At 63.6% G+C, this 15,869-nt stretch carries 13 protein-coding genes and 2 pseudogenes; 12 read left to right on the top strand and 3 right to left on the bottom strand.

Annotation, left to right across the window (positions count from 1 at the left end; genetic code table 11):
* Positions 1–53: 53 nt before the first annotated feature.
* The 5 genes from GL300_RS23760 to GL300_RS23740 all read left to right on the top strand — a co-directional run bounded on the left by GL300_RS23760 (position 54) and on the right by GL300_RS23740 (position 5,714).
* Positions 54–1,868 (top strand): trimethylamine N-oxide permease, encoded by a 1,815-nt coding sequence (locus tag GL300_RS23760; protein WP_155042168.1) that lies wholly within the window; start codon positions 54–56, stop codon positions 1,866–1,868.
* Positions 1,869–1,934: 66 nt separating this feature from the next.
* Complete coding sequence (locus tag GL300_RS23755) at positions 1,935–3,074, top strand: aminomethyl transferase family protein (RefSeq protein WP_155042167.1); 1,140 nt, start codon at positions 1,935–1,937, stop codon at positions 3,072–3,074.
* Positions 3,075–3,094: 20 nt separating this feature from the next.
* The gene (locus GL300_RS23750) at positions 3,095–3,733 is read left to right on the top strand and encodes a dimethylamine monooxygenase subunit DmmA family protein (protein ID WP_394207749.1); all 639 of its coding nucleotides are present in this window, start codon (positions 3,095–3,097) and stop codon (positions 3,731–3,733) included.
* A complete protein-coding gene (locus GL300_RS23745; RefSeq protein WP_343043189.1) occupies positions 3,730–4,659 on the top strand; it encodes a PDR/VanB family oxidoreductase in 930 nt (309 codons plus the stop codon). Before GL300_RS23750 ends, GL300_RS23745 begins: the two co-directional genes overlap by 4 nt.
* 11 nt (positions 4,660–4,670) lie before the next feature.
* Positions 4,671–5,714, top strand: a complete 1,044-nt coding sequence (locus GL300_RS23740; protein ID WP_155042165.1) for a heme-dependent oxidative N-demethylase family protein — start codon at positions 4,671–4,673, stop codon at positions 5,712–5,714.
* Here the strand turns inward: GL300_RS23740 and GL300_RS23735 are convergent.
* Positions 5,702–6,670: a GlxA family transcriptional regulator gene (locus GL300_RS23735; protein ID WP_155042164.1), complete on the bottom strand. Its 969-nt coding sequence runs from the start codon at positions 6,668–6,670 to the stop codon at positions 5,702–5,704. The two genes, GL300_RS23740 and GL300_RS23735, sit on opposite strands and share 13 nt — an antisense overlap.
* Before the next feature lie 139 nt (positions 6,671–6,809).
* Here GL300_RS23735 and GL300_RS23730 point away from each other — a divergent pair, with 139 nt between their 5' ends.
* The 7 genes from GL300_RS23730 (at position 6,810) to GL300_RS23700 (ending at position 14,404) form a co-directional block, all read left to right on the top strand.
* A complete protein-coding gene (locus GL300_RS23730) occupies positions 6,810–8,060 on the top strand; it encodes a sarcosine oxidase subunit beta family protein (protein WP_343043188.1) in 1,251 nt (416 codons plus the stop codon).
* 7 nt (positions 8,061–8,067) lie between these two features.
* Positions 8,068–8,349, top strand: a complete 282-nt coding sequence (locus GL300_RS23725; RefSeq protein ID WP_155042162.1) for a sarcosine oxidase subunit delta — start codon at positions 8,068–8,070, stop codon at positions 8,347–8,349.
* The gene (locus tag GL300_RS23720) at positions 8,346–11,273 is read left to right on the top strand and encodes a sarcosine oxidase subunit alpha family protein (RefSeq protein WP_155042161.1); all 2,928 of its coding nucleotides are present in this window, start codon (positions 8,346–8,348) and stop codon (positions 11,271–11,273) included. Before GL300_RS23725 ends, GL300_RS23720 begins: the two co-directional genes overlap by 4 nt.
* Entirely contained in the window at positions 11,266–11,820 is a 555-nt protein-coding gene (locus GL300_RS23715) for a sarcosine oxidase subunit gamma (RefSeq protein WP_343043187.1), read from the top strand. The genes GL300_RS23720 and GL300_RS23715 overlap by 8 nt, the downstream gene beginning before the upstream one ends.
* Entirely contained in the window at positions 11,817–12,704 is an 888-nt protein-coding gene (gene folD, locus GL300_RS23710; protein ID WP_155042160.1) for a bifunctional methylenetetrahydrofolate dehydrogenase/methenyltetrahydrofolate cyclohydrolase FolD, read from the top strand. The genes GL300_RS23715 and folD overlap by 4 nt, the downstream gene beginning before the upstream one ends.
* 91 nt (positions 12,705–12,795) lie before the next feature.
* Positions 12,796–13,680 carry a formyltetrahydrofolate deformylase gene (gene purU, locus GL300_RS23705; protein ID WP_155042159.1) on the top strand — a complete coding sequence of 295 codons (885 nt, stop codon included), beginning with the start codon at positions 12,796–12,798 and terminating at the stop codon, positions 13,678–13,680.
* An 88-nt stretch (positions 13,681–13,768) separates the two neighbouring features.
* Positions 13,769–14,404 (top strand): helix-turn-helix domain-containing protein, encoded by a 636-nt coding sequence (locus tag GL300_RS23700; RefSeq protein ID WP_155042158.1) that lies wholly within the window; start codon positions 13,769–13,771, stop codon positions 14,402–14,404.
* 46 nt (positions 14,405–14,450) lie between these two features.
* Here the strand turns inward: GL300_RS23700 and GL300_RS23695 are convergent.
* Positions 14,451–15,731, bottom strand: a pseudogene (locus tag GL300_RS23695) (ammonium transporter); the annotation flags it as partial.
* Between the two features lie 42 nt (positions 15,732–15,773).
* Positions 15,774–15,869: pseudogene (locus GL300_RS23690) on the bottom strand (IS5/IS1182 family transposase); the annotation flags it as partial.

Below are 15,869 nucleotides of genomic sequence, written 5' to 3'. Positions count from 1 at the left end.
GAACCAGCCGCGACAAGGCTGGGGGTGGGCCGGGCCAACAGGGTAATGGACAGATGGTGGATCAGACGACCTCTGGCGCGATCGCCGGAACAATTGAGGGGGCCGGGGCACCTGCCCCCGGCGGTGTCCTGCATCGCGCCCTCGACTGGCGCGGAGCCTTTTGGGTGGCGGCAGGCGTGCCGCCGCTGGTGCTGTTTTCGATCGGGGGCATCGCGGGCGTGGCGGGCAAGGCCGCCTTTGCCGTCTGGATGGTCTCGATGGTGATGGGCTTTCTGCAAAGCTTCACCTATGCCGAAATGGCCGGGATGTTCGGCACCAAATCGGGCGGCGCCTCGGTCTATGGCGCAACGGCATGGCTGCGTTATTCCAAGCTGATCGCGCCGCTTTCGGTCTGGTGCAACTGGTTTGCATGGTCGCCGGTCCTGTCGCTGGGCTGCGCCATTGCCGCCGGTTACATCCTGAACGCCCTGTTCCCGATCCCGCTTGAAACCAGCCCCCAAGTCGTCGACTGGGTGGCTGCCCATATCGCTGGCTATACCGCACAGACCCAATCGGTCCTCGACCATATCGCCGCCAATCCCGGCACCGCACCCGAGACCGCGATCCAGGCCGTGGCCCAGGCCGATGCGGTTGCCGCGCTGACCCCGGCACTGCGCCACTGGGAGGCTTTTGCCCTGCCGATCCCCGGCCTTGGCACGCTGCATTTCAATTCGACCTTCGCGACCGGCGTGGTGCTGATGCTGATCATCTTTGCGATCCAGCACCGGGGTATCGCCTCGACCGCGAAATCGCAGAAGCTGATGGCGCTGGTGGTGCTGGTGCCGCTGTTCCTGATCGGGCTGGTGCCGATCCTGAACGGCTCGATCAACAGCGCCAACGTCACCGGGATCGTGCCGCCCTCGGCCGCCTATTCCGGCACCGACGGGGCATGGGACATCGGTGGCTGGACCCTGATCCTTGGCGCCATGTATATCGCCGCCTGGTCCACCTATGGGTTCGAGACCGCCGTCTGCTACACGGCTGAGTTCCGCAATCCGGCGACCGACACCTTCAAGGCGATCTTCTATTCCGGCCTGCTGTGCATGGTCTTCTTTTTCCTGATCCCCTTTACCTTCCAAGGGGTGCTGGGTCAGGAAGGCATGCTGTCGGCGGGCGTCGTCGATGGCACCGGGGTCGGTGCGGCTTTGGCCGGGCTGGTCAATGGCGGGCCGATCATCACCCAGATTCTGGTCATCCTGATGATCATGGCGCTGTTTCTGGCGATCATGACCGCGATGGCCGGATCATCGCGGACGCTTTACCAAGGCTCGCGCGATGGCTGGCTGCCGCGCTATCTGAGCCATGTGAACGAACATGGCGCCCCGACCCGCGCGATGTGGACGGATCTTGCCTTCAACCTGTTCCTGCTGGCGCTGGCGTCAGATGTGACGGGCTACTTCTATGTCCTCGCGATCTCGAATGTCGGCTATATCATCTTCAACTTCCTGAACCTGAATGCCGGCTGGATCCATCGCATCGACAGCCCGCATCTGCCGCGGCCATGGAGGGCGCCCACCCTGCTGCTGGCGGTGAATACCGGGCTGGCCTTTGTCAACGCGCTGTTCCTGGGCGCCGGGGCCAAGGTCTGGGGCTATTCCGGGGCGCTGTGGTCGGGGCTGATCTTTGCCAGCCTCATCCTGCCGGTGTTCTGGTACCGCCATTACGTTCAGGACAAGGGCCATTTCCCCCGCGAGGCGATGGAGGATCTGGGTCTTTCCGATCACACCGATCTGGGACCGCGCCGCGCGGGCCGGTTGCCCTATCTGGCGCTGCTGGCCGGAGCCGCAGTCGTGCTGTTTGCCAACTGGTTCTTCCAGTTGCCGGGCTGAAGCCGAAAACCACCGGGCCGCTGGCGGCCCGGATGACCATCAATGACACACTGGGAGTATTGAGCGATGACGAATTCTTGGCGCTTCTCGACGCTGGCCGACCGCCACCGGGCCCTTGGCTCTGACCTTGAGGATTGGAGCGGCATGGGCACGGCATGGTCCTATGCCAGCAGCAATCCCGATGATGAATACATGGCGATCCGCACCAAGGCGGGGTTGATGGATGTTTCGGGCCTCAAGAAGGTGCATCTAAGCGGCCCTGCTGCCAGCCACGTGATCGAGCGCGCCACCACCCGCAATATCGAAAAGCTGATGCCGGGCCGTTCGGTCTATGCCGCAATGCTCAATGACAGTGGCAAACTTATCGACGATTGCGTGATCTACCGCACGGGTCCCAATGCCTTTCTGGTGGTCCATGGATCGGGTCAGGGCCATGAGCAGTTAAGCATGGCGGCTTCGGGGCGCGATGTCTCGTTGCGCTTTGACGACAACCTGCATGACCTGTCGCTGCAGGGGCCGCTGGCGGTGGACTTTCTGCAAAAGCATGTCCCCGGCATTCGCGACCTGCCCTATTTCGCGCATTTGCAAACCTCGATCTTTGGCAAACCCGCGATGATCTCGCGGACCGGTTATACGGGGGAACGTGGCTACGAACTATTCGTGCGCGGTCAGGACGCGCCGATGATCTGGGACCGCATTCTTGCGGAAGGTGCGGATATGGGCATCATCCCCTGCCGCTTCACCACGCTGGACCTGCTGCGGACCGAAAGCTACCTGCTGTTCTTCCCCTATGACAATTCCGAAATGTACCCGTTCGAACACGATCCCTGCGGGGACACGCTGTGGGAGCTGGGTCTCGATTTCACCGTCTCGCCCGGCAAGAAGGGCTTCCGCGGCGCGGATGAGCATTATCGGCTGAAAGGCAAGGAACGCTTCAAGATCTGGGGGCTGAAACTTGAGGGCGACAAGGTGCCGGGGAATGGTGCCCCTGTCTATCGCGATGGCAAAAAAGTGGGCGTCGTGACTCAGGCGATGCATTCGCCCCTGAACAATTGGACGGTGGCCATCGCCCGCCTGCCGGTCGATTGCGCCAATGACGGGACGCGGCTTAGCGTGAATTGCGAAACCCATGGCGAGATTGCGGCCACCACCTCGGCCATGCCCTTCTTTGACCCCGAGAAGAAGCGCCGCACCGTCAAGGGCTGAACCCGCCCCAAGGCCGGGGAATGCGCCGCCCCGGCCACGAACGATCATCAGCCCGAGAAGCCAGAATGACGATTGCTCCTTCCGCCTCCCTCTTTGCCAGCCGACCGCGACACGCGCCGCTTCAGGCGCGGCCCTGTACAAGCGCACTCATGATCGCGGACGAACCCGGCATTGCGGCGCTGCTGTCGCTGGCCGCAGTTGTGCCGGATCTGATGCCGCGATCGACCATGCTCATCTGTGCTGCCGATGCCGACGCGATCCGGGCTCTGCGACCCGCCCGTCTGGTCGAGATCGGCAGCCCCGCCGAGTTGCCCGCTGCCCTGACCGCCCTGTTTGCCGATGCGCGCATGGGGCTTCAGGTTCACATCGCCGGGGGCGAGGCGCTGATCAATCAGGCACTTGCTCTGGTTCAGGCGGCGGGCCTGCCTGCGGGCGCGATCCAGACCGAGCATCGCGGCAGTCCCGCCCGACGCATGCAATGCGTCCATTGCAAGACCATCGCCGAGGGTATCACGACCGACCCTTACGACTGTCCCGGCTGCGGGCGTTCGCTTTTCGTGCGCGACCATTTCTCGCGGCGGCTGGGTGCCTATCAGGGTGTCTGCGTCGATGCGGAAACCCCCGGCATCCTGCCCGAAGTCCAGGAGATCCAGGCGTGACACAAATCCTGAAACTGACCGAGAAACAGCCGCTTTCGCCCCGGATCACCCGCTTCCGCTTCGAGCACCCCAAGGGCCTGCCTCTGCCGGTCTTTTCCGGCGGCGCGCATGTCATGGTCACCATGCAAGATGGCGAGGTGCTGCGCCGTAACGCCTATTCGCTGATTTCGGACCCGCAGGACGGCTCGGGCTATGAAATCGCCGTCCAGCGCGAGGATCAGGGTCGGGGCGGATCGGCCTATCTGCACCAGAAGGCCCAGCCCGGCATGCTGATCGAAATCGGCGCGCCAGTGAACCTGTTCGGGTTGAACCAGACCGCGCGCAAGCACCTGATGATCGCGGGCGGTGTGGGCATCACCCCGTTTCTGGCGCAGCTTCATGAACTGGCCCGCTTCGACACGCCTTTCGAACTGCATGTATCCGTGCGCAACCGCGCGGATCTGCCCGAGGTTGCCCTGCCCGATGACGCGCAGATCCATGTCAGCGACGAAGATTCCCGCATTGACCTGAACGCGATCCTCTCGACGCAGCCATTGGGCACGCATCTTTACGTCTGCGGCTCGGCACGGATGATCGAAAGCGTGCTAGCTCAGGCCAGCGCCCTTGGCTGGCCCAGGGACGCGCTTCACAGCGAGGAGTTTCTGGCCCCGTCACCGGGCGAGCCCTTCAAGGTGCATTGCGCCCGCAGCGCCATGTCCCTGACCGTCGGCGCGCAGCAAAGCCTGCTCGAAGCGCTGGAACTGGCCGGGATCGACGCGCCATGGCTCTGCCGTGGCGGCGCCTGCGGACAATGCGAGACCGAGGTTCTGGCCTGCGACGGCCAGATCGAACACCACGATCACTGGCTCGATCCAACCGAGCACGGTGCCAAGATCATGCCCTGCGTCTCGCGTTTTCGCGGCACGCTTTTGACCATCGACCGATAGGAAGGGCCACGATGACCGTCCGCTTCAACAAGGAAACTTTCCGCGGCGACTACAGTTTCCGCAACTCGCCCGCTGCGATCCGCCGCTTTCCGTTTCCCTTCGATCGCGACGAATACATGTATTCAGTCAACATGGAGCCGCATCGCGCCGCCGGACCCGATGACAGCGTCTTTCAGCGCCGCTTCGACGTGGACGAACATTACCTGTCCGAGATGGAGGACCGCGCCATCACGCTGGCCGGCGATCCCGGTCGCTGCCAGTCCCTGCCCCATATGCGGCTGGCGGGCTGGGATCTGCTGGAGCTGATCATGACCAGCAAGGCCGAGGATTATCCCGACCTGTTCCAGCTGACCCGCGACCGCGACCGCTGGCGCTGGGTGAACCGGCCCATGGGGATCGACGACAGCTTTACCTTTCTTGACGACACCACCCTACCCTTCGGCCCGATGGAATACATCACCCGCCAGACGCAGGGCGATTTCGCCGTGCTGGACCATCGCGAGGGCAATCTGTGGATGGATGCCGGCATGGTCACCAGTCAGGCCGACTGGAGCCTGGATTTCGACATCGGAATGAATTTCTTTGAATGGCACGCTCCGGTCCCCCGCGCCGCCGAGATGGGCATTTTTCAGCGCGCCTTGAAATTCCTGCTGAATGTCCGGCAGGACAGCCCGGCGCGTCGACTGAACTGGACGATGACCGTCAATCCGCGACTGGATACCTCGCCCGAAACCTATCCGGAATGGGGTCCGGAAAAGCGCAGCCTGACCGTCAAGAATGTCGGTGCAAAGCAGTTCCTGCGGGTAGAGTTGCAAAGTTTCTGGCGGCTGCCACGCTCGAACGCGCTGGCTTTCCCGATCCGCTGCTACCTTTGCGCGCTGGAGGATATCGCGACCGTGCCGAAATGGGGTCGCCGCCTGCATCGGGTGCTGCGCGACCTGCCCGAGGATCTGGCCACCTACAAGGGCTTCGCCGTCAACCGCCCGCTGATCGTCGAATATCTGTCGCAATGCGACGACGGGAAACCCACCTCTCCCGGCATTTATCCTGACTGACGACGCAGGGTCTGCCGCTGACGCATCGGCGGCAGGCCGAACCGCTGGGAATATAGCCGCGAGAAATGTGCCGCGCTGGTGAAGCCCGTCACCAGCGCAATATCCAGCATTGACAGGCTGGTCTGACTGACCAGCTCATGGGCTTTCTTCAACCGCATCTCGCGATAGAAATCCATCATCGGAACGCCCAGCTCGGCATTGAAAAGGCGTTGCAACTGCCGGGCACTGCAGCCTACCTGCCCCGCAATCTGATCTGGCGTGAGCGGCTCGGCCAGATGGCCGAACATCAGTTCGACCCCGCGGACAAGCAACGGATTGCGCAGTTCCAGCCGCTCGGCCGTTGGCGAAAGCTGCGGCTCATCCGCCATGCGCGGCCTGGTATGGATAAACCACTCGGCGACCTCTCGCGCGAAATCCGCACCGTGATCACGGGCGATCAGGGCGCACATCATGTCCAGCGCCGCGATACCACCAGCACAGGTCAGCCGGTCGCGATCGACCACGTAAAGCGCGCGCTCTATCAGCAGGTCCGGCATCATTTCAGCCAGGGCCTCGACATGGGCCCAATGCAGCGTGAAGCGCCGTCCCTCCATCATGCCCAGCCGCGCCAGAACCGCCGCCCCACCCGAGATCCCACCCAGCGGGATCTTGCGCTGCGCAAGAATCCGCAGGCCGCGCGTCACGGCCGGATCGCGGTAAAGCAGCGGATTGCCACCGGCGACCACCAGCGCCAGATCCAGTGGCTCGGCGTCATGCAGGGCCGTTGTCTGGAAGCCACCGCCCGAGGTCGAGGCCGCAAATCCACCCGCGACCGAGTAGTAGCTGGGTCGGTAAAGTTCGCGCCCCGCCAGATGATTGGCCGCCCGCAGCGGCTCTACCGCCGCAGTCAGCGACATCAGCGAATATTCCGGCGTCAGGATGAAACCGATGCGGAACGGCGTCGAAGGTGAATCCATTTTGCAACTTATTTTACTGTCAGGAAACAATTTTGACGAATTGTCTGCAACAGTCAATATCCTGTCCGTATTCGACAAATACCTGCCAAAACACATCGCTAGTCTGACCATCAGAACAGGAATCAGGGACGGACGATCCGTGCGATATTCAGGCTTGAGGGTGATCAAGGAGGCGCTGACCGGCCACAAGGGCTGGCAACCGATCTGGCGCAACCCCGATCCGCAACCCGCCTATGACTATGTGATTGTCGGCGGTGGCGGGCATGGGCTGGCGACGGCCTATTACCTTGCCAAGACCTTCAAGCAATCTCGCATTGCCGTGCTTGAGAAAAGCTGGCTTGGATCGGGCAATATCGGGCGGAACACGACGATCATCCGCTCGAACTACCTGCTGCCCGGCAATGAGCCTTTCTACGAATTCTCGATGAAGCTGTGGGAAGGGCTGGAACAGGAATTCAACTTCAACGCGATGGTCAGCCAGCGCGGCATCCTGAACCTGATCCACAGCGATGGACAGCGCGACGCCTATCGCCGGCGCGGCAATGCGATGCTGCTGGCCGGTGCCGATGCAGAACTGCTGGACCAAGGCGACGTTCGGGCAATGTATCCCTGGCTGAACTTCGACAATGCACGCTTCCCCATCAAGGGTGGGCTGCTGCAGCGCCGCGCCGGAACCGCACGCCATGACGGCGTCGCATGGGGCTATGCGCGCGGGGCCGATCTGGCCGGAGTGGACCTGATCCAGAACTGCGAGGTCACCGGTTTTCGCATCGAGGACGGTCGGGTCCGCGGGGTGGAAACCTCGCGCGGCTATATCGCGGCCGGCAAGGTCGGCGTCGCCGTTGCGGGTTCATCCGGGCGCGTCATGGCCATGGCGGGGATGCGCCTGCCAATCGAAAGCCATGTGCTGCAGGCCTTTGTTACCGAAGGGCTGAAGCCGGTGATTGACGGCGTCATCACCTTTGGCGCGGGGCATTTTTATGTCAGCCAGTCCGACAAGGGTGGTCTGGTCTTTGGCGGCGATATCGACGGCTACAATTCCTACGCGCAACGCGGCAATCTGGGCGTGATCGAGGACGTGGCCCAAGGCGGCATGGCCCTGATGCCGATGATCGGACGCGCACGTCTGCTGCGGATCTGGGGCGGCATCATGGACATGTCGATGGACGGCACGCCGATCATCGACCGGACCCCGATCGAGGGGCTCTATCTGAATGCGGGCTGGTGCTATGGCGGCTTCAAGGCGACGCCCGCATCGGGCTATGCGTTCGCTCATCTGCTGACCACCGGCACCCCGCACGAGACCGCGCGTTTCATGCGCTTTGACCGCTTCGAACGCGGCTATCCCATCGACGAAAAAGGCATGGGCGCGACGCCCAATCTGCATTGAGGCCAATATGCTGATCCCCCACCCCCTTCTTGGCCTTCGCGATTCCTCGGAATTCACCTATCTGGGCGATGCGGCGCTGCTGGACCGCCCCGACGGCATGGCCCCGGACGCAGCGACGCGCTTCCACGACTATGTCCACCTGCGCGACAACCCCGCCGGCATTCACCGCGAGTTGTGGTTCCACGAACAGGGCGACCGCTCATGGCTGATCGTCACCCGCAACACCATCACGCATGAGGTCCTGAGCGCGGAACTGTCCCGCGACGCGATGAAGGGGGGCGCCGCATGACCCGTCTTTCCGGGGGCCTGATCGATCGCACGCAAAGCCTGCGCTTCACCTTTGATGGCAAGACCTATAGCGGCCATGCAGGCGACACGCTGGCCTCGGCCCTATTGGCCAATGATGTGCGGCTGATGGCCCGCAGCTTCAAGTATCACCGCCCGCGCGGCGTGCTGTCGGCTGGCTCGGAGGAGCCGAACGCGCTTGTCACCCTGCATGCCGGTGCCCGACAAGAGCCGAACAGCCGCGCCACGGTGGTCGAGCTGTTCGATGGGCTTGAGAGTTTCAGCCAGAACCGCGTCGGATCGCTTGGCTTCGATCTGATGGCGGTCAATGACCTGATGTCGCCCTTCTTCGCGGCAGGTTTCTACTACAAGACCTTCATGTGGCCGCGCGCCTTCTGGGAAAAGCTTTATGAGCCCGCCATCCGTCGCGCCGCAGGCTTGGGCAAATTGTCGATGCAGCCCGACCCCGATCATTACGACGCCGGTTTCCTGCATTGCGATCTGCTGGTGATCGGCGGCGGCGCTGCCGGTCTTGCCGCCGCGCTGACCGCGGCGCGTGCGGGGGTGCAAGTCATCCTTGCCGATGAGGATTTTCGTCTGGGTGGGCGGCTTCTGGCCGAAAGCGCGCCCTTGGACCGACCTGCGACCGAATGGATCGCCGGGCTTGAGGCAGAATTCGCCAGCCTTCCCAACCTGCGCGTCATGCGCCGCACCACCGTCTGGGGGGCCTTCGACCATGGCGTCTATGGCGCGGTCGAGCGTGTCTCGGACCATCTTGCCGATCCCGGACGGCGCGTCCGCCAGACGCTGTGGCGGATCACGGCCAAGCGCACAATCCTCGCATCAGGCGCGACCGAACGGCATATCCCCTTCGCCAATAACGACCGACCCGGCGTGATGCTGTCGGGGGCGATGCGGGCCTATGCCAATCGCTGGGCGGTCAGCCCCGCAAAACGCATCGCAATCTTCACCAACAACGATGATGGCCATCGCACCGCCCGCGACCTGATGGCCAAGGGCGTCGAGATCGCGGCGGTGATCGACACTCGGCCCGCCACAACCGCAACCGATTACCGGGTCATTGCCGCGGGTCAGGTGACAAACAGCAAGGGCCGCCTTGGCCTGTCCCGGATCGAGGTCAATGCCAATGGACGCAGCGAGTGGCTGGATTGCGGCGCGCTTGGCATCGCGGGCGGCTGGAACCCCAATATCCAGATCGCCTCGCATCATCGCGGGCGACCGGTCTGGGACGAAGCATTGCAGGCCTTTGTCGCGGGGCCCGGTGGCCCGGCCGGGCTGATCTGCGCCGGTGCCGCGGCAGGCCGGGGAAGCAGCGCGCAGGCTCTCACCTCAGGGGCCGAGGCGGCGATCGCGGCGCTGGCTGACCTTGGGATTGCGGCATATCTGCCCGAACTTCCCCAAGCCGAGGACGCGGCCCAGAACCTGCAGCCCTTCTGGCATGTGCCGGGAAAGACCCGCGCCTGGGTCGATTTCCAGAACGATGTCACCGTCAAGGACATCGCGCTGGCCCATCAGGAAAACATGCGCCCGGTCGAGCATCTGAAGCGCTGGACCACGCTGGGCATGGCGACCGATCAGGGCAAGACCTCGAACGTGACCGCGCTGGCCGTCATGTCGGAGCTGACCGGCCAGCCGATTCAGGCCACCGGCACGACGATCTTTCGCCCGCCCTATACGCCCGTCTCGCTGTCGGTTCTGGGTGGCGGCGACACGGGCGCGCACTTTCGTCCGCGCCGCCTGACACCGACGCATGAGTGGGCCAAGGCGCAGGGCGCGGCCTTTGTCGAGGTCGGGCAATGGATGCGGGCGCAATATTTCCCGCGCGCCGGTGAGACCCATTGGCGGCAGACCGTTGACCGCGAGGTTCTGGCTACCCGCAAGGGCGTCGGGATCTGCGATGTCACCACTTTGGGCAAGATCGACGTGCAGGGCGCGGATGCGGGTGCGTTTCTTGACCGCGTCTATGCCAATGCCATGGCCAGCTTGAAACCCGGCATGGTCCGCTATGGCCTGATGCTGCGCGAGGACGGCTTTGCCTGGGATGACGGCACTTGCGCGCGGTTGGATGACACGCATTACGTCGTCACCACCACCACCGCCAATGCCGGGACGATCTATCGCCACATGGAATTCTGCCGCCAATGCCTGTGGCCGGAACTGGATGTGCAACTGATCTCGACCACCGATGCCTGGGCGCAGCTTTCCGTCGCCGGCCCGAACGCGCGGACCTTGCTACAGCGCGTGGTGGACGGGTTCGACCTGTCCAATGCGGCCTTCCCCTTCATGGCCTGCGCCAGCCTGACGATCTGCGGCGGTTTGCGGGCCCGGCTGTTTCGCATCAGCTTCTCGGGCGAGCTTGCCTATGAGATCGCCGTCCCCGCACGCTACGGCAATGCCCTGATGGAACGGCTGGTCACGATTGGCGCGGATCTGGGCGCCACCCCCTATGGCACCGAGGCGCTTGGCGTCTTGCGCATCGAAAAGGGCCACGCCGCGGGCAATGAGCTGAACGGCCAGACCAGCGCGCAGATGCTGGGCATGGGCCGGATGGTCTCGGCCAAAAAGGATGCGATCGGCACGGTCATGTCGCGTCGCGAGGGGCTGCTGGCCGAGCGCCGCGTTCTGGTCGGCCTGCAACCGGTCGATCCGGGGGATGCCGTCGTCGCGGGCTCGCATCTGTTCACGGAAGGTGCGGAGCAGAATACCTGGACCGATCAAGGCTGGATCACCTCGGCCTGTTTCTCGCCCCATGTCGGATCGGGAATCGGGTTGGGCTATCTGGAGAACGGCGCGGATCGCATGGACGAAATCATCGTCGCCGCCAACCCGCTGCAAGGGCAAAGCACGCGACTGCGCGTCGTCTCGCCCCATTTCATCGACCCCGAGGGAGGGCGTCTTCGTGACTGACCTGCAACCGATTTGCGCGCTCGGGCAGAGTGCGCCGCAGGCCCGCCGCATCGGCGCGCTGCTGCTGTCGCAAAATACCGCTCTGGGACTTGCCTCGCTGGCCATGCGACGCCGGGCCGAGCCGCCGCAGATCGGCTTGCCCCTTCCCGGGCCGGGGGGCTGGGTCGAGGGGGCGGATTGCGCAGCCTTCTGGACTGGGCCGGATCAATGGATGGTCGAATTCCCCGGACGCGCCGCCGAGGATGTCGCGTCGGCATTGACTGCCCGCGCGCCCGGCTGCTCGGTCAGCGAGCAGACCGACGGCTTCGTCGCCTTCGAGATCGAGGGCGATACGCCCCCCCTGCTGGCGCTGATCTCAAGGCTAGTCAATATCGATCTGGGGCGCTTCCCCCCCGGCTCGGCCACGCGCACCGGGTTTCACCATATGAGCGTCTTTGTCATCCGCCGCGCCGAAGATCGCATGGCGATCCTGGGCATGCGTTCGGCAGCCGCCTCGATCTGGCACGGGCTGACCGAGGCGGCCGAGCGACTGGAGGCCCTGACATGACAGCGGAACTGATTGACGGCAAGGCGTTTTCTGTTCGGGTTCGGGGTCTGGTTGGGGCGCATGTGACGCGGCTGGCGGCGCAGGGCATCGTTCCGGGTCTGGCAGTGGTGCTGGTGGGCGAGGATCCGGCCTCGGAGGTCTATGTCCGCAACAAGGGCATCCAGACCCGCGAGGCGGGGATGAACTCGTGGGAATACAAGCTGCCCGCCGACACCTCGCAAGAGGCGCTGATGGCGCAGGTCGCCGCGCTGAATGCCGATCCGGCGGTGCATGGCATCCTGGTGCAGCTGCCGCTGCCGAAGCATCTGGATTCTGAGGCGGTGATCAATGCCATCGATCCGTCGAAGGACGTGGACGGGTTCCATATCCTCAATGTCGGTCTGCTGGGCACCGGGCAGAAGGCGATGGTGCCCTGCACGCCGCTGGGTTGCCTGATGATGCTGCGCGACCGGCTGGGCGATCTCTCGGGGCTGAACGCGGTGGTGGTCGGGCGCAGCAATATCGTCGGCAAGCCGATGGCGCAGCTGCTGCTGGGCGAAAGCTGCACGGTGACCGTGGCGCATAGCCGGACCAGGGATCTGGCCGAGGTTTGCCGCCGCGCCGATATCCTGGTCGCGGCGGTGGGGCGTCCGCGGATGATCCCCGGCGACTGGATCAAGCCCGGCGCGACCGTGATCGATGTCGGCATCAACCGCATCAGCGAAGACGGCCGGACCCGGCTGGTCGGCGACGTGGATTTCGACAGCGCCGTGCAGGTCGCCAGCGCCATCACCCCGGTGCCGGGCGGGGTCGGGCCGATGACCATCGCCTGCCTTCTGGCCAATACGCTGACCGCCTGCTGCCGCGCCCATGGCCTGCCCGAGCCCGAGGGGCTGACGGTCTGAAGCGGCCCCAATCTTTCCGGGCGCAGTGCCGCCCGGAAGGCCAATGCAAGAAAGAACAAGCGGCTGCGGCCCAATGACAGTGGAGACCCCGATGACGAAATACTGCCTGACCGTCACCTGTCCCTCGACCCGGGGGATCGTGGCCGCGATCTCGGCCTATCTGGCTGGCAAGGGCTGCAACATCACCGACTCGAGCCAGTTCGACGATGCCGAGACCGGGCGGTTCTTCATGCGGGTCAGCTTCGTGTCGGAAGAGGGCGTGGGGCATCAGGAGCTGAACGAAGACTTCGTTCAGGCGGGCAAGGCCTTCAACATGACCTATGCCTTCCATGACGAGGCCGAGAAGATGAAGGTCGTCATCATGGTCAGCCGCTTTGGCCATTGCCTGAACGACCTGCTGTATCGCTGGCGGATCGGGGCGCTGCCCATCGACATCGTGGCGGTGATCTCGAACCACATGGATTACCAGAAGGTGGTGGTGAACCATGACATTCCCTTCCACTGCATCAAGGTCACGCGCGAGAACAAGCCGCAGGCCGAGGCCCAGCTGCTGCAGGTGGTCGAGGATACCGGGGCCGACCTGATCGTGCTGGCGCGCTACATGCAGGTGCTGTCGGATGAGCTGTGCCGCAGGATGTCGGGGCGGATCATCAACATCCACCACTCCTTCCTGCCCAGCTTCAAGGGCGCGAACCCCTACAAGCAGGCGTATGAGCGCGGCGTGAAGCTGATCGGAGCGACCTCGCATTACGTCACCGCCGATCTGGATGAAGGCCCGATCATCGAGCAGGACATCATCCGCGTCACCCATGCCCAGTCGCCGGACGATTACGTCAGCCTGGGCCGCGATGTCGAAAGCCAGGTTCTGGCCCGCGCCATCCACGCCCATATCCATCGCCGTTCCTTCCTCAACGGCAACAAGACCGTCATCTTCCCCGCATCACCCGGAAGCTATGCCAGCGAAAGAATGGGGTAAGCCCCGCGAAACGCCCGCGGGCCAGTCGGCAATTGTCCGCCATTCAGATAAATTGTAAGTTTCCTGGCAGGAAATACAGGAACGCAGAATGGCAAAGAATGTCGAGAAATTGACCCAGAATCCGCATGCTTTGCGCGACACCCCCGAACGCAATCTGGAGGTTGCGATCGGTCGCGTCGTGCGCGATTTGCGCAAGCGCCAGCGGATGACCGTCGCGGATCTCTCGGTGCAGACGGGGATTTCGACCGGCATGCTGTCGAAGATCGAAAACGGGGTGATCTCTCCCTCGCTGACCACCCTGCAATCCTTGGCGAACGCGTTGCGCGTCCCGCTGATGCAGCTGTTTTCGGGCTATGCCGAGCCCCGTGGCGCCATGCATGTGAAGGCCGATCAGGGGGTCGAGATCGAGCGGGCCGGAACCCGCGCCGGTCATCAATACCATCTGCTTGGTCATATCGGCTCAAACAACTCCGGCGTCGTGGTTGAGCCCTACATGATCACCCTGACCACCGAGAGTGACCGTTTCCCCATGTTCCAGCATGAGGGGATCGAGTTGCTCTATATGCTCGAAGGCGTGGTCGGCTATCGCCATGGCGAGCAGGTCTACCAACTCGAGCCCGGTGACACGCTGCTTTTCGACGCCGATGCACCGCATGGACCGGTGGATCTGATCGCGCTTCCGGCGCGCTATCTGTCGATCATCACCTATCCGCAAAGCAAATGAAAACTCCGGGCGCGGTGACGCCCGGAGCAAAATCCTGTGGCCTGTATCAATGCTGCTTGCTGACCGACATGGCGGGTTGCAGCACCGGCTGCGCCTCGTGCAGCGGCACCGGTGCGCCGCCATAGACGCCATCGCCCAGACGGTATCCGACCTCGCCATGCTCGCCGGTATCGAGACCTTCGAACTCGGTTTCCTGATCGACGCGCAAGCCGACCAGTACATCCGCCGCCTTCAGCGCAATGAAGGTCGTGACTGCCGAAACCAGAATACTGAAGCCCATGATCGCAACCTGCGGCACCATCTGCGACAGCATGCTGCGCCCTTCGGCATAGCCAAGACCGCCCAGACCGGGTGACGCGAAGATCACCGTCAGGATGCCGCCGACAAAGGCCGCGACGCCATGCACGCCAAAGACATCGAAGGAATCGTCGTAGCCAAAGCGCCGCTTCACGGATTCAACAAAGAGAACGCAGAAGGGCGTCACCAGGAAGCCGATGGCAATGGCACCGCCCGGTCCGACGAAACCACAGGCCGGGGTAATCGCGACCAGACCAGCGATCGTGCCCGAGAGCAGGCCAAAGGTGCTGGGGCGCTTGCGATGAAACCATTCGACGGCCATCCAGCCAAGCGCACCGCCTGCGCCGCCCAGCATGGTGTTCAGCATGACGAGCGTGGCAAATCCGCTCGCCGCCAGCGCACAACCACCGCAGAAGGCCAGCCAGCCGACCCACAGCATCGCACCCCCGGTATAGGTCATGGTCAGGTTGTGGGGGGCCATCATCTGTGTGCCGTAACCCTTGCGCGGTCCCAGAACCAGCGCGCAGACCAGCGCCGCGATGCCTGCGTTCAGGTGGACGACATTGCCACCCGCGAAATCCTGCACGCCGACATTGAAGACCCAACCGCCACCCCAGGCCATATGGGCCATCGGGATATAGTTGATGGTCAGCCAGATCCCCATGAAGATCAGTACCGCCGCGAACTTCATCCGCTCGGCAAAGGCGCCCACGATGATCGGGGGCGTGATGGCCGCAAACATCATCATGAACAGCATGTAGAGGTATTCAGGGATCGTCCCGACCAGACTGTCAGGGGTGATACCAGCAAGGAACAGCTTCGAAGTGCCTCCGATCACGGCATTCGGCGAACTCTCTCCGTCGAAAGTCAGCGAGTAACCATAGGCCGTCCACAACACGCAGATCAGCGCGATCGAGGCCAATATCTGGGTCAGCACCGACAGCACGTTCTTGCTGCGCGCCATGCCCGCATAGAACAGGCCCAGCCCCGGCAGCATCATCAGCATGACGATCAGCGCGCATGTCGCGACAAAAGCGGTATCCCCGGCGCTAGGCTCAGGACTCGTTCTTGCTCATAGCCAGAACATCACCGTTGCGGCGAGAGCGATGGCTGAGAAGAAGGTCTCTGGTCGTCGGTCGTATCGTGTGGCGACCCGTCGCCAGTCTTT

This window comes from Paracoccus litorisediminis, assembly GCF_009711205.1.
GTDB lineage: Bacteria > Pseudomonadota > Alphaproteobacteria > Rhodobacterales > Rhodobacteraceae > Paracoccus > Paracoccus litorisediminis.
Note: the sequence above shows the minus strand (reverse complement) of the source record. Positions and strands in the feature narration are given on the sequence as shown.